A 19,253-nucleotide genomic window follows, 5' to 3' on the forward strand; every position below is an offset into this window, starting at 1 on the left:
AGCCTTTAAGGCTCCATCTTCACGCGCCGGTCTTAATGCCGGATTTTGCGTACAAATTCGTTTCTGCTTCAGTTCTAGTCGTCCAGAACCCAGGTGTCCTTGGTGCCACCGCCCTGACTGGAATTCACCACCAGCGATCCTTCCTTCAGCGCCACGCGGGTCAAACCGCCGGGCGTGATGCGGATACGGTCGGAAACCAGCACGAACGGGCGCAGATCGACATGGCGCGGCGCGAGACCCTTTTCGGTAAAGATCGGGGTGGTGGAAAGCGCCAGTGTCGGCTGCGCGATATAATTGCGCGGACGCGCCTTCAGCTTTTTCGCAAAGGCTTCGCGTTCAGCCTTGGTGGATGCAGGCCCCACCAGCATGCCGTAACCGCCGGAACCGTGCACTTCCTTGACGACAAGATCGGCCAGATTGTCGAGCACATAGGCCAGACTGTCCGGTTCCGAGCAGCGCCATGTCGGCACGTTTTCGAGGATCGCCTTGCGGCCCGTATAGAACTCTACGATTTCCGGCATATAGGAATAGATCGCCTTGTCGTCGGCAATGCCGGTGCCCGGTGCATTGGCAATGGTGATATTGCCCGCGCGGTAGACATCCATGATACCTGCGACGCCAAGTGTCGAATCCGGACGGAACGTCAGAGGATCGAGATAGGCGTCGTCCACGCGACGGTAAAGCACGTCGATGGCGCGATAGCCCTGCGTGGTTCGCATGGCGACGCGCCCATCAACCACCCGCAGATCGCTGCCCTCCACCAGTTCGACGCCCATCTGGTCGGCCAGAAACGCGTGTTCGAAATAGGCGGAATTATAAATGCCGGGCGTCAGAACCGCGACGGTCGGCACGCCCTGCGTACCGGGAGGCGCGACGCTCGCCAGCGACTGGCGCAGCAATTGCGGATAGTTCTCAACCGGGCGAACCTTGACGTTCTGGAACAGCTCCGGGAACAGCTGCATCATCGTTTCGCGGTTTTCCAGCATATAGGAAACACCGGACGGCGTGCGGGCATTGTCTTCCAGCACGTAGAACTGGTTCTCTGCGGTGCGCACGATATCGACGCCGATAATATGCGTATAGACGTTGCCGGGCGGACGAAAGCCGATCATCTCGGGCAGAAATGCCTCGTTCCTGGTGATCAGTTCTTTCGGGATGCGCCCTGCCCTGACAATTTCCTGCCGATGATAAATATCGTCGAGAAACGCGTTAAGCGCCATGACGCGCTGTTCGATGCCTTGCGAAAGACGCCGCCATTCCTGACCGGAAATGATGCGCGGGATGATATCGAAAGGGATAAGCCGTTCGGCTGCTTCCTGATCCCCGTAAACCGCGAAAGTAATGCCCGTCTTGCGAAAGACGCTTTCTGCGTCCTGAGATTTCTGCAGAAGCTTGCCAGAATCCTGGCCGTCGAGCCATTGTTTGAGAAATTCGTAAGGTGGCCGGACATTCCCGCCATGGTTGAGCATTTCATCAAATGGCTTCACTGAGTACCCCTTTTTCCGCTATTATTCAGCGCGACTTTGGGGAAATGCAAGCATTGAAATCATATAAAAGTGCAAAGCAGGGTTGCGCAATTCGTCGTGATGACAACGGACGAATTGGAATGTAGACTCCCGGCCAAACTGGGAATCGCTTGGCCCGTTTCTATCCCGGACGATGTGCCTTGACGACCGCCGGGTCGGTTTCGATACGGCCAGCACCGATCAAATCAAGACAGTATGGGATAGCCGGAAAGACCGCCTGCAAGGTCATTGCGATGGATGCAGGCTTGCCCGGCAGGTTGAGAATAAAGCTCTTGCCGCGGCTGCCCGCCGTCTGGCGCGAGAGAATAGCTGTCGGCGTTTGTTCGAGGCTGACGCGGCGCATCAACTCGCCAAAACCCGGCAATTCCTTGTGCAGAACGGCATGCATGGCTTCTGTTGTCTCGTCGCGCGGGCTTGGCCCCGTGCCGCCCGTCGTCAGGATCAGATCGCAAGCCTCATCATCGCAAAGCGCGATCAGCGTATCGCGTACCGACGCCATCCCGTCGGGAATGACGCGCTTCACCGTTTCGTAAGGCGTGACGATGGCGTTCTTCAGCCATGCTTCGATGGCCGGGCCGCTCAAATCCTCATATTCGCCACGGCTTGCGCGGTCGGAAACGGTAACAACGCCGATTTTCAAAACTGCATCCCCAAATCCTCTGAACGACGGCACTCATATCGTCCACCCGCGACAATGTGAAGACACCGTGTTCCGTTCCATGCTTGACGCGGGTGCAAAACCGCTATCAACGTCAATCGTAGCCCGCGCGTCGAAGGATGCGCAATATCACCGCCAAAAGCTTCTTCCGGTCATCATGATCATCAAGCGCAACGATCTCATTTTTGCGGTACGGACCACCGCCGCATCGCTGATCGCGCTTTATATTGCCTTCCTGATGAATATGGATGACCCGAAATGGGCCGCCATGACGGTCTGGATTGTCGCTCAAAGCAGCCGTGCAATGAGCGTTTCCAAGAGCATCTATCGCCTCATGGGCACGGCAATCGGCGTCGTGGTCGCGGTGTTGCTCACGGCAATCTTCATCCAGACACCCACTCTGTTTCTGCTGGTGCTCGCAGGCTGGATCGGCCTTTGTACTGCGCTTTCGACGGGCCTGCGCAACTTCCGCTCCTATGGCGCGGTGCTTGCCGGCTATACGGCTGCCATCGTCGCCATCGACTCTTTGTCCGACCCGGAAAATGTGTTTGAAATCGCTGTATCGCGGTTGATCTACATTGCATTGGGCATCGTGACCGAAGCCATCATCACCTGGCTGTTCAGCACCGATAATCCCTTTGAGGAAGCACGTGCGCAGCTTGGAAAATTCATGCGGCAGACGGCCAAGCTCTGCGCAGAAATGCTGGGCGGTGAAGCCGGAACCGGCGCGCTGCAAACCGCCTATCGCAATGCCATCGCCTTCGATACGGCCATTGAGTACAAGGCCGCGAGTTCCGTCACGGTCAGGCGCAGCGTTGGCTATCTCAGGCAGGCGATGGTGGTCACGCTGCAACAGGCATCGGCTGTGCGCGCCATATTGGAAATGCCATCACAAACCACGAGCGGCGATCCATTGTTGCTGGAAGCCAAAAACGCCATGGCGCAGATCGCCGATGGCGACGAAACCGTTGATCTCGAAGCTCTGCGCGAAAAGATCATGCGCACGGCGGAAGAAGAAACGAGCGGCAATACCGATCTCACTTCCGGGCGGCTGATGTTTTTGTATCGCCTAAGAAGCATGCTCGGTTTTCAGGAACAGGCACTCGCCATCGAAGCCGAACTCGACACCGCGCATCCGAAAGCGAACCGTGTACGGCTTTCCTACCATGTCGATCACACGGCAGCGTTTATCAACGGTATTCGCGCATTTGTGGCGCTGGCCGCAGCATCCGCGATCTGGATCTTCACCGCATGGCCATCCGGTCCAGGTTTCGTCATCGTGGTTGGTGTGGTCAACGCGCTTTTCGCAACCCGGCCAAACCCGGTTGCCAGCGGAACGGAATTTTTGAAAGGCTCGGCGATTGCCGCAATCGTGGCGGCCATCATGAATTTTGGCGTTTTGCCCGTCATTTGGGGGTTCCTCCCCTTCACCATCGTCATAGCGCCCGTTCTGATCTGCGCCGGGCTTGCCATGCGCAATCCGTCTACCATCGCCAAAGGATCGGCATTCGCCATTTTTTTCTGGGATTTGATTGGCCCTGACAATTTCACGCGACCCGACGCCACGTCCTTTCTGAATGGCGTGCTTGCGCTGCTTCTCGGCATCGGTATTGGCACGCTTGTCTTCTCGCTGCTTTTTCCACCGAACGACTATGCCGCGCAGCGCCGCATGAAGCGCGCCATGCGCGACAGCCTGAAGAAGATCGGTGCGGCGCCACGTTCCATCTCCATCGAGGCGTGGATCAGCCAAAGTGCTGACCGTATCTCGCGTCTGCTCATAACCGAGACCTCTGCCGCATCACCTGAGGCGCATCAGGATTTGCGCGGTATGCTGGCCGTCCTGAACCTCGGCTCTGCGGCACTGGAACTGGCACAATTCACCGACCATCCCCAGCCGGATGTCCGCCTAGCAGTCCGCAACATGCTGCGGACATTGGCGGTTTTCGAGCCTGTAATGCTGATTGAAACCACCACGGCTGGCGCAGGCCAGATTCTGGCCGCATCGGAAGCTGCCAGAGCTGCGGAAAAAGACCGGTTGTTGCACGCGGCTGCACTCATGCAAGCCATGGCCATGACGACGGAAGCGAATGCTGCATTCCTGCGTTGACGTCTATTCCATAAAAGCAGGCATCAGTAAGAGATGCATTATTGATTAAAACAATACTTATTTATGCAACAATTATTCCAAAAAAATTCAAATATTTTAGAAGACGTAAACGATTGCCGGTTACTATCTATGGTCATATGCTATAGTGAGCTTTAGCAAACTGGAAAGTTTTCGAACACAGACTTGCGGTGGCAAGCCCCCACCGGTCACATTGCGGAATGCATGGAAATGCCATTTTCGAGGGATTATTACTTCGGACGTTTCAAGGCCGACGAACTGGCAAGGTTGCAACAGGCCTATATTCAGTCCTGCGCAGCCATCGGTTGCTGCCCGATCACCTCGCCTTTGAAGGACGAGCTGGTCCGCGAAATCATCCAGATTTATGAGTGCGGCGTTTCCCAGCCTGAGAAGATCGCCGAACTCATGAAGCAGATCGAAAGCGTCAAACACCGTGCCGATCAGGCCCAGACGCTCGACCAATTTGCCGTTATACACTCCAAGACTGCATAAGCCCTGTTAGAGATCCGGGACTTATTCCGCAGCATCCGCCAGATAGCCGAATTGCAGCACATTTTGGGGCGCTTTTACGCCCGGCAACAGACGCTCATCGTCAATCGGTTCGCCCAGATGTGTCGTCACCGGAATGATGCCCGCCCAGATCGGTAGCGCATAATCCGGCTCGTCATCCTTGGGTGGACCGGAGCGGACTTTCGCTGACGCTTCATTCAGTTCCAGTTCCAGCAGCATGGTCGCCTTCAGTTCCTTGGCCATCATCGGGCGTAGCCCTTCCCAGCGATCAGGAAAAAGCCCATTCACGAAGTTGCGCAAATGTCGCTCCTTCGCCACAACATCGGTAATTTTCTTCGCCGTACCGAAAGCCATCACGGAACGATAATTGCAGGAATGGTGAAAGGCAGAACGCGCCAGCACCAACCCGTCCAATGTTGCGAAGCTGACGCAGACTTCCGCTTCCTCACAAGCTTCCAACATGCGGCTTGCCGAGGATCCGTGCCAGTAAATGAAATTGCCTTCCCGCCATACGAGCGTCGGCGACACATAGGGCGCGCCGTTGAAAACATAGGCTACATGGGCGAGCGGCTGAGCATCAATGATCGCGTGAACACTGTCCGCATCATAGCGGCCGCGATCATGCAGGCGCTTCACTCTGGTTCTTTCTGTTGGGGCATTCGTCATGCTGGTCGGTCCTGTTTGCATTTGCACTTTCGATGCATGCAAAATGCCGTCATAGTGGTATGTTGAAAATAACCACTTATAAGATACTGAACCATGCCACTTATCGCATCGATACCGGAATTCGGGATTGACCGTACGAGCGCTACGCCTCTCGCCGTTCAGCTTGCAGAACAGATAAGGCAGGCCGTTCTGACCGGAAGGCTGAAGCCTGAAAGTCGCCTTCCCTCGACCCGCGCTTTTGCGGAAGAACTGGGCGTCTCGCGCGCCACAGCGCTTGCGGCTTATGACCAGCTGATCGCGGAAGGTTATCTGGAAGGCAGGCACGGTTCAGGGACGCGCATTGCCGCTCAATTGCCGGATGTAACGTTGAAAACCGGGCCAACGGGCAGCGCCCCGACAGCGAAGACGACCACCAAGGCAACACTTACACCGCAGCCCTTTCAGCAAGGTGTATTCGACAGCGATCACTTTCCACATGCGGAATGGGGCAAATTGCTTGGGCGCATCTGGCGCAAGCCTGACACCAACCTGCTGAACGGCAACGATCCATTCGGCTATTTTCCGCTGCGTGTCGCGCTTGCCCGCCATCTGCATGAATGGCGCGGCATGGCGGTGGATGCAGGGCAAATTCTGATTACCGGCGGCAGTACCGACGCATTTTCGCTTCTCCGGGCAGCCATCTTCGAACCAGGCGACAAAATCTGGATGGAGGAGCCCGGCTATTCGCCTGCCCGTAACATTCTCGGCGGTCAGGGAATCGATGTTGTTTCCGTGCCGGTCGATGACAACGGTCTTGATGTGGCCGCCGGGCGACAAAGCGCGATGCAGGCACGTGCGGCTTTTGTAACACCGGCCCGCCATCATCCGACGGGTGTAACCATGCCGCTGGCGCGACGGCTCGATCTCATTGCCTGGGCGCGCGAAAGCGACGCATTCATCATCGAAGACGACTATGACAGCGAGCATCGCTATATCGGTCAGCCGCTTCCGGCCCTTATGTCGCTCGACCGCGACCGCATTCTTTATATCGGCAGTTTCTCGAAGGTATTTTCACCCGTCTTGCGGCTCGGCTTCCTGATCGTGCCTCTGCATTTGACGGAAAAGTATCGCACACTCCGGCGCGAACTTTTGCCGCCGCCGTCGATGCTTGCGCAACCGGCACTGGCACAATTCATCGAAACTGGCGCTTTTGCCCAGCACATCAGGCGAATGCGCCGTCTCTACGCGGCGCGTCGTAACAAGCTTATTGCGGCACTATCCCCCGGTGAACCGTCGCTTTTCAGCATTGAAGCGCCCCCCGCCGGGCTGACGCTTTTGCTGGCGCTTTCAGACGAGCAAAACGATGTGATGCTTGCAAATAAACTCGCCGACAGCGGTATAAAGGTTCAGCCTCTGTCGCCACTCTATGGCATTTTCCAACCAAGACAGGGACTTATCCTCGGTTTCTCAGGCTTTGAAGAAGCTTCTCTGGAGAAATCTGCAACAGCGCTGATAAAAATCCTCGAAAGCTCAATTTGAACATCGTGCGTTAGCACTTTCGTAAACTTTGGATTCAGTTTTTGCAGGTAATCTGACCTGAGCAATGACTCGGGAGAGCGTTGCAGCCCATTTGTTCTGAGTACGGGTGCCCATGCGTTCTTCGCCTTCGCGTTCTTTGGTCGTGTCTGCCATTGCGCTCGCTTGCGCCGCCCTGTCGGGCTGCACATCGAGTTCCGGCATCGACAGCATCATGCTCCAGCCGAAACCCTCGGCGGAGATGACCAGTTCTGTTGTGAGGCCGGTTCCGCCCGCAGCCGTAACCGAAACAGCAAGCGCGCCACGCGCGCAGCCACTCCCCCCGCAAGAAGAGGTGCTTGCCTGGGCCGGACCTGTTCCAGACGGCGGACAGTTCAAGGTGCAGCCGCCTGCGCCGGTTGCGCCGCAACCGCGCGGGCCATTGCAGGAGCGCCCCGTCGCGCAGATACCTACACCCGTGCCGCAAACCGAAGCACCGCGCATGCCTGCACCGCAGGTGGCGGCCTATCCGGCAGTGCGTCTGGAACCGCAAGCGCGCACGGCACAAGATCGCTCCAGAATCTACAGCCATCGCTTCCGCGATGCGAAGCCGATCAATTTTGGCCGTGCATCGCCGCGCAAACTCGCCGTGCATGGCGTAGACGTGTCGCGCTGGCAGGGGGATATCGACTGGCCGAAGCTGCGCACGCAAGGCGCGAACTTCGCCTATATCAAGGCCACAGACGGCGGTGATCATCTCGACCCGATGTTCCGCAAGAACTGGCGCGAGGCCAAGGCCGCCGGTATCAAGCGCGGCGCTTATCACTTCTTCTATTGGTGCCGTGTCGCCAGCGAACAGGCTGACTGGTTCATCCGCAACGTGCCGAAAGACCCCGACGCACTGCCGCCGGTGATCGACGTGGAATGGAATGGCGATTCCGCCTGCCGCCGCCGCCCGTCGCCGCAACAGGTGCGTGAAAAGATGCAGGTCTTCATGGACAAGCTGGAGCGCCATTACGGCAAGCGCCCGGTCATCTATACCGCTCCGGATTTCTACGATGACAATCTGAAAGGTGCGTTCACCAACTATCCGTTCTGGTTGCGCGCTGTGGCACAACACCCATCGAAGGTCTATCCGGGCCGTCCATGGCTGTTCTGGCAATATTCTGGATCGGGCCTGTCTCAGGGCGTGAGCAACAAGATCGATCTCAATGTTTTCCATGGCTCCGAAGCAGAATGGCATCGCTGGCTGGAACGGGTCGGCAGCTGATAGTGCTTCATCCCAAACAAAACCCCGGAATTTCCATTCCGGGGTTTTGTTTATTCAGCGGCAGTCACTTCTTGCCGATATTTTCCAGATCGTACGGCGTCGACTGGTAAATTTCATTGATCCAGTTGCCGAACAGCAGATGCGCGTGGCCACGCCAGCGGTTTTGCGGCGGGCGGGTCGCGTCGTCGTCCGGGAAATAATTTGCGGGCACCTTGGTTTCAGGCTCAGCCTGAATATCGCGGAAATATTCGTCGGCCAACGACGTCGTGTCATATTCGACGTGGTTGAACATGTGCAGCGCCCGATGGCGTGGGTCTTCCAGCAGACAAAGGCCGGATTCAGCGCTATCGACGAGAACATTCAGGCCGCTATCCTGCGGAATGTCTTCCTTGCGCACTTCCGTCCAGCGCGAAACCGGAATGGTGAAATCGTCCGAAAATCCGCGCAGATAGGGCGAGGCCGGGGCAAGGTTCTGCTGGCTGTAGACACCGGAGGCCTTGGCCGGAAGTTCATACTTGCCCATACCATGGAAATGATGGACGGCGGCCTGCGCCGACCAGCAGATGTTCAAAGAACGATGCACATGGGTCTGCGTCCAGTCGAAAACGCGCTGCAATTCATCCCAATAGGTCACTTCTTCGAAGTTCAACCGTTCCACTGGCGCACCGGTGATTACGAAGCCATCGAAGCGTTCGTCACGCACATCTTCCCATGGGCGATAGAAGGAGAGCATGTGATCGGCGGAGGTGTGGCGCGCGACGTGATTGGTAATGCGCACGAGCGTCAGTTCCACCTGAAGCGGTGTCGCGCCTAAAAGGCGGGCGATCTGCGTTTCCGTGGTCGCCTTGTTGGGCATGAGATTGAGCAGGCCGATGCGCAAGGGCCGAATGTCCTGACGCACGGCATCCGCCTCGCGCATGACCATAACGCCCTCGGCCTGGAGAACACTGGTTGCTGGCAGATCGTCAGGAATTTTTATCGGCATGATCGCGTCGGTCCCTAGTTCTGTCAGGTCGACGCGAGTGGCTTTATCCGCATAGTTGCCGGTTTGGCCACATCCTCCTTTTTCAGGGAGTACCACCTTGCCCGGAGCGGCAGGTTGGCGTTGGGCGTCTCCCCAACTCTTGATGTATTCGCACTTCTACTCAAACGCAGGCATAATGGCAATAGCTTTACGCAACGACAGCCGTGGCTGGAACAAATGTCCGCTTTCCACGTTGTTCGAAGTGCCCGCATACTGTCTCAGGCTCTTGTTTCGGTTTGAGGGCAACAGGGAGGGAGAAAATGAGCAACATCATATTTTGGACCGGAATTCTGATTCTGCCGATACTGGTGGGAACAGCGTTCGCCTATCTGCGCCATTATCATCACGAAGACGACTTCTGACGTAAAACCAGAAGCCGCCTATGGATTTAGAAGTTTATGCGCTTTTGCGCACGCTCTTTATTGTGTCGCTGAAACCAGCGAGAAGGCAACGCCCTTCGGATCAAGACATTGGATGATCCACTCGCCATTCGGGACTTCCGTTGGTCCGAATGTCACCGTACCGCCCAGCGATTTCACACGTTCGGCAGCAGCGTTCGTTCCATCCACCATGAAATAAAAGCCCCAGCCACTTGGCACATTCGGCGGTGCGGTCATGATGCCGCCCGCATCTGCTCCGTTTACGCTAAAGATCTTATATTTGCCCATTGCGCCCATATCGAAGTCGCGCGCCAGCTTCCAGCCAAACACTTTCTCATAGAAACCAAAGGCTTCTTCGCCATTCTTGGCATAAAGCTCATGCCAGCTCGGATGGCCCACCTTGCGCGAACCGAAATCAGCCGGAGGCTCCGGCGGGTCTTTCGGCTCGAACAGCGCAAAGACCGAGCCTTGAGGGTCTGCCACGACAGCAAATCGCCCGACGCTTGGGATATCATGAGCCGGTTGCAGGATTTTGCCGCCTGCGGCTGTGACCTTCTCGGACATGGCGTCTACGTCGGCCACGCCGATATAGCCAAGCCAGCCGGGCTTTGTGTCACAATTTTCGCTCGGCATATCGGAAAGCGCCATCATACCGGCAACCGCACAACCCGGTGCTTCAAACAGCGTGTAGTTCACGCCGGGAACACCTGAGTCTTTCGTGTTCCAGCCGACGACCTTGCCGTAAAAATTTGCGGCCTCGGCGGCATCTTCAGTCATCAGTTCGTACCAGACGAACGGTGATGCTCTGTTATTCATTGTCATTCCTCCCAGAATTTGATTTTGGCGTTCAACTGCAGCAGCTGTGGTTTGCTGCAGGCGCGGCATATTCATCGTGGCGCCTCACGAAATGCATGGTGCTGTCTTCGTTGCGTCCTTTGGGTGCGCGGTCGAGGATCATGAGTGTGCTGATCCACTCCTCAATGCCGCGCGCATAGCTGGAATAGGTATGGTAGATCGTGCCGTCGTCGGCCTTGATGAAGGCGCTCATACCGGGCAGTTCATCATGCGCCTGTTCCGGCGGCAGCTTGTCGAAATTGTAGAAGACGCGCCCTTCTTCGATCTCGGCCTTGTCGAACGATACATGGAAATCGAAGTTGAAATCACCGCCATAGGACGACACCCATGGAAAGTGCCAGCCCATGCGGCGCTTGTAGTCTTCAAGCTTCGCAAGCGGCCCACGCGAAACGGCAATGAGCGTGACATCGTGATTGTTGAGATGGGGCAGCGCGCCGTCGAGATTGTCGGCCAGGAATGAACAGCCGACGCAGCCCTGCTCCCATTCCGGCCCGAACATGAAGTGATAGACGACCAGCTGGCTGCGTCCGTCAAAAAGCTCTGCCAGCGTTCGGCGTCCTGTCGGGGTGTCGAAGACATAGTCTTTCTCCACCTTGACCCAGGGCAGCGCCTGTCTTTCCTGATTGACGCGATCGCGAAGATGCGTCGCTTCCTTTTCTCTGGCCAAAAGCGCGCGCCGCGCCTCCAGCCAGACTTCGCGGGATACGACTTCATTCATGATGCAAGTCCTCCTCCGCCCCCGGATGGTAAAACGCCCAGTTTTTATAGGATATTAGCTTGACGATTTACATTGATATCAATATTAATGGATCATGTCAAACGCTGCCGAAGTTCCTTTTGAAACGACCCTTTTAGTCAAAGACACCTGCCTTTGTCTGCATGTTCAGCGCGCGGCCCGCGCACTTGCACGGCGATTTGACGAAGCACTTCGTCCGGCTGGCATGACGAATGGGCAATTCTCCCTGATGATGTCGCTCAATCGGCCCTCGCCGCCGCCAATGAAGCCGGTTGCCGAATTGCTGGCAATGGATCAGACCACCCTCACCGCCGCTTTAAAGCCGCTGCAAAGGCAGGGCTGGGTGGAAATACTGGTCAATCCCGCTGACCGGCGTGAGCGCCTGCTGCAACTGACACCGGAAGGCAAAGCGGCACTGGCTGCCGCTGTCCCCATCTGGACCTCCACGCATGCGGAAATCGAAAAGAACCTGTCGCAAGGCAATGGCGACCAGATCCGTAGCGATCTGATTGCGCTGTCGTTCTAAAATTTCAAAACTCGGCCTCAGATAGTCTGCAAGAATTCATGCAGCACGACGGCCTGATTGTGTTCCTCGTCCTTCGCGCCATAGAGTAAAGTCAGCGGCGCATCACCGGCCTTGGCAACCAGCGCTGAGAGATCCGGCAATTTATTTTGCAACTCGCGGTGATAGCGTTTCTGAAACTCGCCCCACTTCGACAGATCATGATTGAACCATTTGCGAAGCTCCGTGGACGGGGCAACATCTTTCGCCCAGAGATTGATGGCGGCCTTCTCCTTGGTCATGCCGCGCGGCCAGACACGATCAACCAGAACCCGGTAGCCATCATCAGGTGATGGCGCTTCGTAGATCCGTTTGAGGCGAATATCGGTCAAGTTGGAATCTCCGCATCGTCGCTACTGTCACTTATTTAACGTAGCTGCGGGGAATAGGCGACAACAGAAGCGCCACGCGGGGGCGCAGCGCTTCTGTGTTTCGCAGGATTACGCGGCTTTGCCGAGCAAACCGTGCGGATCCAAGACGAACTTTTTCGCCACACCCTGATCGAAGCTTTCATAACCGGCTGCCGCATCTTCAAGCGAAATGACTTCCGCATTGACGATTTCGGCAATATTCAAACGCCCGTGCAGGATCGCCTGCATCAGTTGTCGGTTATATTTCAACACCGGCGTCTGCCCGGTATGGAACGATTGCGCCTTGGCCCAGCCAAGCCCGAAGCGAAGCGACAGGCTTCCCTGCTTGGCCGCGCCGTCCACCGCGCCCGGATCTTCCGTCACGTAAAGTCCCGGAATACCAACGGACCCGGCAGGGCGCGTGATTTCCATCATCTGGTTCAGCACGATGGCAGGCTGCTCACCACCGCTATGGCCTCTGGCTTCGAAGCCCACCGCGTCAATGGCGCTGTCAACCTCGTTGCTGCCGGTGACTTCCGCAATCATGTCGCCCAGACGGTCGCTGGCGGAAAGGTCGATCGGCTCGAACCCGACCTTGCGGGCATGTTCCAGACGTTCCTTGTTGAAGTCTCCGACCATCACGACAGCCGCGCCAAGAATTCGCGCGGAAGCCGCCGCCGCCAGGCCGACAGGTCCGGCACCGGCCACATAGACCACCGACCCGACACCGACACCCGCCTTGACCGCGCCGTGAAAGCCCGTTGGCAAAATATCCGACAACATGGTCAGATCGCGAATTTTCTCCATCGCCCGGTCACGATCCGGGAATTTCAGCAGATTGAAATCGGCGTAAGGCACCATGACATAGCGGGCCTGCCCACCGATCCAGCCACCCATATCGACATAGCCATAGGCGCCGCCAGCGCGTGACGGATTGACGGTCAGGCAGACGCCTGTGTCCTGCTCCTTGCAGCAACGGCAACGACCACAGGCAACATTGAACGGCACGGATACGATGTCGCCGACATCAAGCATCTCGACATCTGCGCCCTTTTCGATGATCTCGCCGGTAATCTCATGACCAAGCACAAGTCCGGGCATCGCCGTCGTGCGACCGCGCACCATATGCTGGTCCGACCCGCATATATTGGTCGAGATGACTTTGAGAATGACGCCGTGACCGAGTTTCCTCCCATCAGGTGCAGACAGCACCGGGTCTTCGATATCACGGACTTCGACTTTTCCGGGTCGCATATAGACGACGCCACGGTTCCTGCTCATGTCTACCTCCTCCAGGTTGGACAACAAACGAAGATGTCAGAAGTGAAAACGTAACGGCGATGGGAGCAATGCTCAGTCTCAATCGCGACACGTCTCATTCAATTTGCACGCCGCAGAACAGCCGTCATAATTGCGGGTGATGATAATAGAACATTGTATATATTAGCGAAGCAGCTTGACTCTGGGTTGTGCGCAAGCTTCACATGACGCGGATTCTTTCCGCTCTTCCAGGGGACATTGGTCGGGCATGAAATCGCAAGGAGAGGCAGATGCTTAACGGTTTCAAACGGCAACTCGGGCGTGCGCTATCGGCACAGATTTTCCTGACGCTGGCTGCAATCACCGGTTTGACCGCAGGGCTTGCGATTGCGCCTGCGCCTTCGAACGCCGCTGAAACGCGCCGTATCGAGATAACTGAAGATAGCGATTATTTCGGCTTCGACCTGCGCACCCAGAAGAACCTCACGCTGGACCAGTGCAAGAGCACCTGCCTCGGTGACAATGCCTGCCGTGCCTTCACCTATAATCCGAAGGTGAAGTGGTGCTTCCTCAAGACGGATTTCAACAAGCTCAATCCCTCTGTCGGTTCCATTGCGGGTAAGGTTGTATCGGGCGCGGCCAAGGACACCGCCAAAGCTGACATTGGTGCCCCACCGGCCATCACCTTCTTCGCTGACAATCTTGTCGACGAAGCGCGCCGTTTCCGCACCTCTATCCTGGCTGCCGACAGCAGCGAGGGCCTCAGCACCCTGAAGGCCGATGCAGCCACGGCGCTCGCCAACAGCGACCCGCGCACGGCGATGGAAAAGTTTGCAGCCGCAGCGGGTGCTGCTCCTGACGACAGCGCGCTCTGGACCGGGCTTGCTCTCGCCACTTTGGCGACCGAGCCTTCCAACAGCGAAGAGACGGCCAAGTTCAAACGCGACGCCACATCAGCAGCCTGGAACGGCTATCAGACCTCGCGCAGCAAGGCCGCGCGCGCCGACGCGCTGAACGCGATGGCGCAGGCGCTTGACCGTCGCGAGTTGTCCCGCCCTGCGCTTCAGGCCTATGATGCGAGCCTCAATCTCGTCAATTCAGCTTCCGTTCGCGCTGCCTATGAAGACCTCAAGGCCCGCAAGGGTTTCCGCATCGTTGACCACAGCGTCGATAATGACAATGCGTCGCCGCGCATCTGCGCCCAGTTTTCCGAAGAACTGGTCAAGAGCGGTGCCGACTATTCCAGTTTCGTGACGCTGGATAGCGCTGCGCCCAAGGCGATTGAAGCCAAGGATCGCCAGATTTGTGTCGAAGGTCTGGAACACGGCCGCACCTATAGCGTGACGTTCCGCGCCGGCTTGCCTGCCGCCATTGGCGAAACGCTGCCAGCGCCGGTAACCCTGTCTGTCTATGTGCAGGACCGCGCACCCTCGGTACGCTTTACTGGCGACAGCTTTGTGCTGCCTGCCAAGGCGCGTCGTGGCATTCCGCTGGTCAGCGTGAATATGGATGCGGCCAAGGTGAAGCTCTATCGCATCGGCGACCGCTCCTTGGCGCAGCTTCTGTCTGGTTATCAGTTTCTGCGTCAGCTCGACGGCTATGATGTCAGTACGGTTTCCGACCAGATGGGCGCGCCCGTCTGGGAAGGTGAGATCGAAACGGCTGGCGGCGAGCTGAACAAGGAAGCCACCACCAGTTTCCCCATCGATGAAGCACTGCCGCAGCGCAAACCGGGCGTTTATGTGCTAACGGCAGAACCGATCAAGGCAAGCGGTGAAAGCTATGACACCAAGGCAACGCAATGGTTCGTCGTATCGGATATCGGCCTTTCGACCTATGCCGGTCAGGATGGCATCAATGTCTTCGCGCGATCACTTGAAACGGCTGAGCCCCTTTCCGGCGTCAAGCTGACGCTGCTGGCCCGCAACAATGAAGTGCTGGGTGAAGCGACAACCGATAGCGACGGTCGCGCCACCTTTACCGCCGGTCTCACCCGCGGCTCCGGCGGCATGGTTCCCGCCGTCATGATGGCCAATCAGGGCGAAGACGATTTCGTCTTCCTCGATATGGCGCGTGCTGGCTTCGATCTCTCAGATCGCGGCGTCACCGGTCGTGCAGCGCCCAAGGCGCTCGACGTCTATGCCTGGACCGAACGCGGCATCTATCGTGCAGGCGAAGTGGTTCATGCCGCTGCCCTTGCCCGGGACGATGCGTCGCTCGCCGTGGACAATCTGCCGCTGACCTTCATCTTCACGCGCCCAGACGGCGTGGAAGACCGCCGCCTCGTCTCGGACAGCAGCAAGGTTGGTGGACATTCCGTCGACCTGACACTGCCCGCCAATGCCATGCGTGGCACATGGAACCTGAATATCTACACCGACCCCAAGCAACCGGCGGTCGCATCGCAGATGTTCCTGGTTCAAGATTTCGTGCCAGACCGCATCGAGTTCGACCTGACATCGGACAAGCCGGAAATTGCGAGCGGCGAAGCTGCCAATGTGACCGTCGATGGACGTTTCCTTTATGGTGCGCCCGCAGCCGGTCTGGCGCTGGAAGGCGAAGTCACGCTTTCAACCAAGCGCGACTGGGACCGTTTCGAGGGCTATTATTTCGGTTTGGCCGATGAAGGTCAGGGCGAAGCTACCCGTCTGCCACTCGACCAACTGCCCAAGGTTGGCGACGATGGCAAGGCGACATTCCCGGTCGTGATTGACGACCTGCCATCCACCACCCGTCTGATCAATGCAGCCGTCACCGTTCGCATGCGCGAAAGCGGCGGTCGTGCTGTGGAACGCAAGCTTGACCTTGCCGTTCGTCCGCAAGGATCGATGATCGGTATCCGGCCAGATTTTTCCGGCGATGAAGTACCGCAAGGCGGCACCGCAAAATTCAGCTTCATCGCTTCCGACGCCAAGGGCAACCGCACCAACATTGACGGCGCGGTCTGGTCGCTGGTGAAAGTCGAGCGCAATTACCAATGGTATCGCAGCGGCAATAGCTGGAACTACGAGCCGGTCACATTCACCAAGTCGATCGCAACCGGCAAGATCGACCTCAAGGCCGATGTGGAAGCCAGCATCACTCAGCCGGTCGACTGGGGCCGCTATCGTCTTGAAATCGAGACGGGGGATGCTTCGGGTCCGGCTTCAAGCTACGAATTCGACGCGGGCTGGTATGTGGCCGCAACCTCGACGGAAACGCCCGACGGCCTCGAAATCGCGCTCGACAAGGATCATTATGCAGCCGGTGAAACCGCCAAGCTGAAGGTCAGCCCACGTTTTGCCGGTGAACTGCTGATCACCATCGGCGCAGAAAAGCTGCTGACGACCATCAGCGAAAGCGTTTCGGCGGATGGCGCAACCATAGACATTCCAGTCGGCGAGGACTGGGGTGCTGGCGCTTACGTCACTGCAACGCTGTTCCGTCCGGGCAGCGCGCAAGAAAGCCGCATGCCCGCCCGTGCTATTGGCCTCAAATGGCTGAAGGTTGATCCTGCCGACAAGCAACTGGCAGTCAAGCTGACGCCACCGGAGAAAGCCACTCCGCGCGGCACGCTCTCGGTTCCCGTTTCTGTGGAAAATGCAGGCGGCGAACAGGCCTATGTCATGGTCGCCGCTGTCGATGTCGGCATTTTGAACCTCACGCGCTATCAGCCGCCTAATCCGGACAACTGGTTCTTCGGCCAGCGCCAGCTCGGTCTTGAACTGCGCGATATGTACGGACGCCTTATCGATGGTTCGCTGGGCACCACCGGCAAGCTGCGCACCGGCGGCGACGGCGGCAACATGGCAGCTGAAGGCAGCCCGCCGACTGAAAAGCTGGTCGCGCTTTTCTCCGGCCCGGTCGAGCTGGATAGCGATGGCAAGGCAACCATTGATTTCGATATTCCGCAATTCAACGGCACTGTCCGCGTCATGGCCGTAGCTTGGACAGTCAAGGCCGTGGGTCACGCTTCCAGCGATGTGATCGTGCGCGATCCGGTGGTCATTACGGCTGGTCTGCCGCGCTTCATGGCGCCGGGAGATCAGGCGACACTGCGCCTCGATATCGCCAATACGGACGCGCCCGATGGAAATTACCGTCTTAGCGTCGAAACGAGCGACAATCTCGGCACGGAAATCGGCTCTTATCCCGACACGCTTGCGCTGGCCGGTGGCAAACGCCATTCCGTCGCTGTGCCGCTCAACGCGCAGAAGACCGGACAGGGCAATATTACGATACGCCTTGCCAATGATGCCGGACTGGCCATCGAACAGAAGCTTTCGCTGCCGGTGCGTCCCGTCGATCTGCCAGTCACGACACGTCAGGTGGTCAGCCTTCCGGCCAATGGCGGTAGTCTCAAGATCGATGGCGGCCTGCTTTCCGAAAGCCTGCTCGACGGTGCTTTCGTGAGCGTCGGCGTCACCCGCAGCGCGGCGTTCGACGTGCCGTCGCTTCTGATGGCGCTTGATCGCTATCCTTATGGGTGTGCTGAGCAGACCACGAGCCGCGCCCTGCCCTTGCTTTATCTGAGCGAGATGGCGGCAGGCTCCGAAGCAAGTGCTGGCCTTGGCGATCAGGATGAACTGAAAAAGCGCGTGCAGGACGCCATCTATCGCGTGCTGAGCTATCAGTCTTCGTCCGGTTCGTTCGGCCTGTGGGGACCGGGTTCCGGCGACCTGTGGCTTGACGCCTATGTCACCGACTTCCTCACCCGTGCCCGCGAGAAGGGCTATGTGGTTCCGCAGGAAGCCCTGCTCTCGTCGCTGTCGAACCTGCAAAATGCGCTCGGCTATACGACCGACGCCAAGGAAAAAGGCAACGAAATCGCCTACTCGCTCTATGTGCTGGCGCGCAACAAGAAGGCTTCGGTCGGCGATCTGCGTTATTACGCGGATACGCAGCTCGATAATTTTGCAAGCCCGATGGCGATTGCCCAACTGGCCGCCGGACTGGCGCTTTATGGCGACCAGCAGCGTTCGGACCGGGTGTTCAACGTCGCTCTCGACCGGGCAAGCACCAATACGGCATTTGACTATAATCGCTCCGATTATGGTTCGCGGCTGCGTGATGGCGCGGCCATGCTGGCGCTGGCCGCCGAAAGCAAGCCTGCGCCGAAAGTGCTGCCTTCGCTTGTCACGCTGGTCGGTTACGAACGCGACCAGGCGAAATATCTCAGCACGCAGGATCAGGCGTGGATGCTGCTCGCAGCCCGTGGTCTCAAGGAGAACAATGCAGCGATTAATCTCGATATCAACGGCACGGCCCATGATGGCGCTTTCTCCGAACGCGTCAATGGCAACGCGCTGGAAGCTGAACCGCTTGTTCTGACAAACAGGGGCAGTGATGCAGTGGACGCGGTTGTAACAGCCGTTGCGCCGCCCGCGCAATCGCTGCCTGCCGGTGGCGAAGGCTTCAACATCGAGCGTGCCTATTACACGCTCGATGGACAGGAAGCCAACATCACCAGCATCAATCAGAACGAGCGTTTCGTCGTGGTGTTGAAGATCGACGATCTGCAACAATGGCAGTCGCGCCTGCTGGTCACCGATCTTCTGCCAGCCGGTCTGGAACTCGACAATCCGGGCCTCGTTTCGAGTGCCGATCTCGGCAACTTCCCATGGCTCGAAAGCACGCAGGCCGCGCATCTCGAATTCCGCGATGATCGCTTCGTCGCTGCGTTTGACCGCTCGGCAGGTGAGAAAAAGCAGATTGTTCTTGCCTATGTCGTACGTGCAGTGACGCCGGGGCTTTACACCCATCCGGCGGCGACCGTCGAGGACATGTATCGCCCGCAATATGCTGCGCGCACGGCGACTGGCATGATGGAGGTCACTGCGCCGTAGGACGGGCTTTCG

14 protein-coding genes and 1 riboswitch are annotated in these 19,253 nt (G+C 57.8%); of the genes, 6 read left to right on the plus strand and 8 right to left on the minus strand.

What is annotated here, in order from left to right:
• Window positions 1–74: 74 nt before the first annotated feature.
• On the minus strand, window positions 75–1,487 hold the full coding sequence (locus ABWW11_RS19020; protein ID WP_109367428.1) for a circularly permuted type 2 ATP-grasp protein: 1,413 nt from the start codon (window positions 1,485–1,487) through the stop codon (window positions 75–77).
• A 160-nt stretch (window positions 1,488–1,647) separates the two neighbouring features.
• Window positions 1,648–2,166, minus strand: coding sequence for a molybdopterin adenylyltransferase (mog, locus tag ABWW11_RS19025; RefSeq protein WP_109367991.1), 519 nt, complete (start codon window positions 2,164–2,166; stop codon window positions 1,648–1,650).
• Between the two features lie 67 nt (window positions 2,167–2,233).
• Here mog and ABWW11_RS19030 point away from each other — a divergent pair, with 67 nt between their 5' ends.
• Both ABWW11_RS19030 and ABWW11_RS19035 read left to right on the plus strand, forming a co-directional pair.
• Complete coding sequence (locus ABWW11_RS19030) at window positions 2,234–4,291, plus strand: FUSC family protein (protein ID WP_167836103.1); 2,058 nt, start codon at window positions 2,234–2,236, stop codon at window positions 4,289–4,291.
• Window positions 4,292–4,519: 228 nt separating this feature from the next.
• Entirely contained in the window at window positions 4,520–4,801 is a 282-nt protein-coding gene (locus ABWW11_RS19035) for a hypothetical protein (protein ID WP_109367992.1), read from the plus strand.
• A gap of 21 nt (window positions 4,802–4,822) precedes the next feature.
• On the opposite strand, the gene ABWW11_RS19040 is transcribed toward ABWW11_RS19035, so the two are convergent.
• Window positions 4,823–5,485 (minus strand): pyridoxamine 5'-phosphate oxidase family protein, encoded by a 663-nt coding sequence (locus tag ABWW11_RS19040; RefSeq protein WP_109367993.1) that lies wholly within the window; start codon window positions 5,483–5,485, stop codon window positions 4,823–4,825.
• Window positions 5,486–5,578: 93 nt separating this feature from the next.
• On the opposite strand from ABWW11_RS19040, the gene pdxR reads away from it, so the two are divergent.
• Entirely contained in the window at window positions 5,579–7,003 is a 1,425-nt protein-coding gene (gene pdxR / locus ABWW11_RS19045; protein WP_109367430.1) for a MocR-like pyridoxine biosynthesis transcription factor PdxR, read from the plus strand.
• 112 nt (window positions 7,004–7,115) lie between these two features.
• A complete protein-coding gene (locus tag ABWW11_RS19050) occupies window positions 7,116–8,249 on the plus strand; it encodes a glycoside hydrolase family 25 protein (protein WP_109367431.1) in 1,134 nt (377 codons plus the stop codon).
• 64 nt (window positions 8,250–8,313) lie between these two features.
• Here the strand turns inward: ABWW11_RS19050 and metA are convergent, their stop codons facing one another.
• The 3 genes from metA to ABWW11_RS19065 all read right to left on the minus strand — a co-directional run bounded on the left by metA (window position 8,314) and on the right by ABWW11_RS19065 (window position 11,229).
• On the minus strand, window positions 8,314–9,234 hold the full coding sequence (gene metA, locus ABWW11_RS19055) for a homoserine O-acetyltransferase MetA (RefSeq protein ID WP_109367994.1): 921 nt from the start codon (window positions 9,232–9,234) through the stop codon (window positions 8,314–8,316).
• Between the two features lie 41 nt (window positions 9,235–9,275).
• A riboswitch (SAM-I-IV-variant riboswitch) is annotated at window positions 9,276–9,385 on the minus strand.
• Window positions 9,386–9,692: 307 nt separating this feature from the next.
• Entirely contained in the window at window positions 9,693–10,469 is a 777-nt protein-coding gene (locus ABWW11_RS19060) for a VOC family protein (RefSeq protein WP_109367432.1), read from the minus strand.
• Window positions 10,470–10,500: 31 nt separating this feature from the next.
• On the minus strand, window positions 10,501–11,229 hold the full coding sequence (locus ABWW11_RS19065; RefSeq protein ID WP_180917898.1) for a DUF899 domain-containing protein: 729 nt from the start codon (window positions 11,227–11,229) through the stop codon (window positions 10,501–10,503).
• A gap of 91 nt (window positions 11,230–11,320) precedes the next feature.
• On the opposite strand from ABWW11_RS19065, the gene ABWW11_RS19070 reads away from it, so the two are divergent.
• Window positions 11,321–11,770 carry a MarR family winged helix-turn-helix transcriptional regulator gene (locus ABWW11_RS19070; protein ID WP_109367434.1) on the plus strand — a complete coding sequence of 150 codons (450 nt, stop codon included), beginning with the start codon at window positions 11,321–11,323 and terminating at the stop codon, window positions 11,768–11,770.
• Between the two features lie 17 nt (window positions 11,771–11,787).
• On the opposite strand, the gene ABWW11_RS19075 is transcribed toward ABWW11_RS19070, so the two are convergent.
• Complete coding sequence (locus ABWW11_RS19075; RefSeq protein ID WP_109367435.1) at window positions 11,788–12,138, minus strand: DUF488 domain-containing protein; 351 nt, start codon at window positions 12,136–12,138, stop codon at window positions 11,788–11,790.
• Between the two features lie 108 nt (window positions 12,139–12,246).
• On the minus strand, window positions 12,247–13,437 hold the full coding sequence (gene fdhA, locus ABWW11_RS19080; protein ID WP_109367436.1) for a formaldehyde dehydrogenase, glutathione-independent: 1,191 nt from the start codon (window positions 13,435–13,437) through the stop codon (window positions 12,247–12,249).
• A gap of 269 nt (window positions 13,438–13,706) precedes the next feature.
• Here fdhA and ABWW11_RS19085 point away from each other — a divergent pair, with 269 nt between their 5' ends.
• On the plus strand, window positions 13,707–19,241 hold the full coding sequence (locus ABWW11_RS19085) for an alpha-2-macroglobulin family protein (protein ID WP_109367437.1): 5,535 nt from the start codon (window positions 13,707–13,709) through the stop codon (window positions 19,239–19,241).
• Window positions 19,242–19,253: the final 12 nt, after the last annotated feature.

Origin of the sequence: Brucella sp. NBRC 113783, assembly GCF_040372265.1 — a bacterium.
Taxonomy (GTDB): domain Bacteria; phylum Pseudomonadota; class Alphaproteobacteria; order Rhizobiales; family Rhizobiaceae; genus Brucella; species Brucella teleogrylli.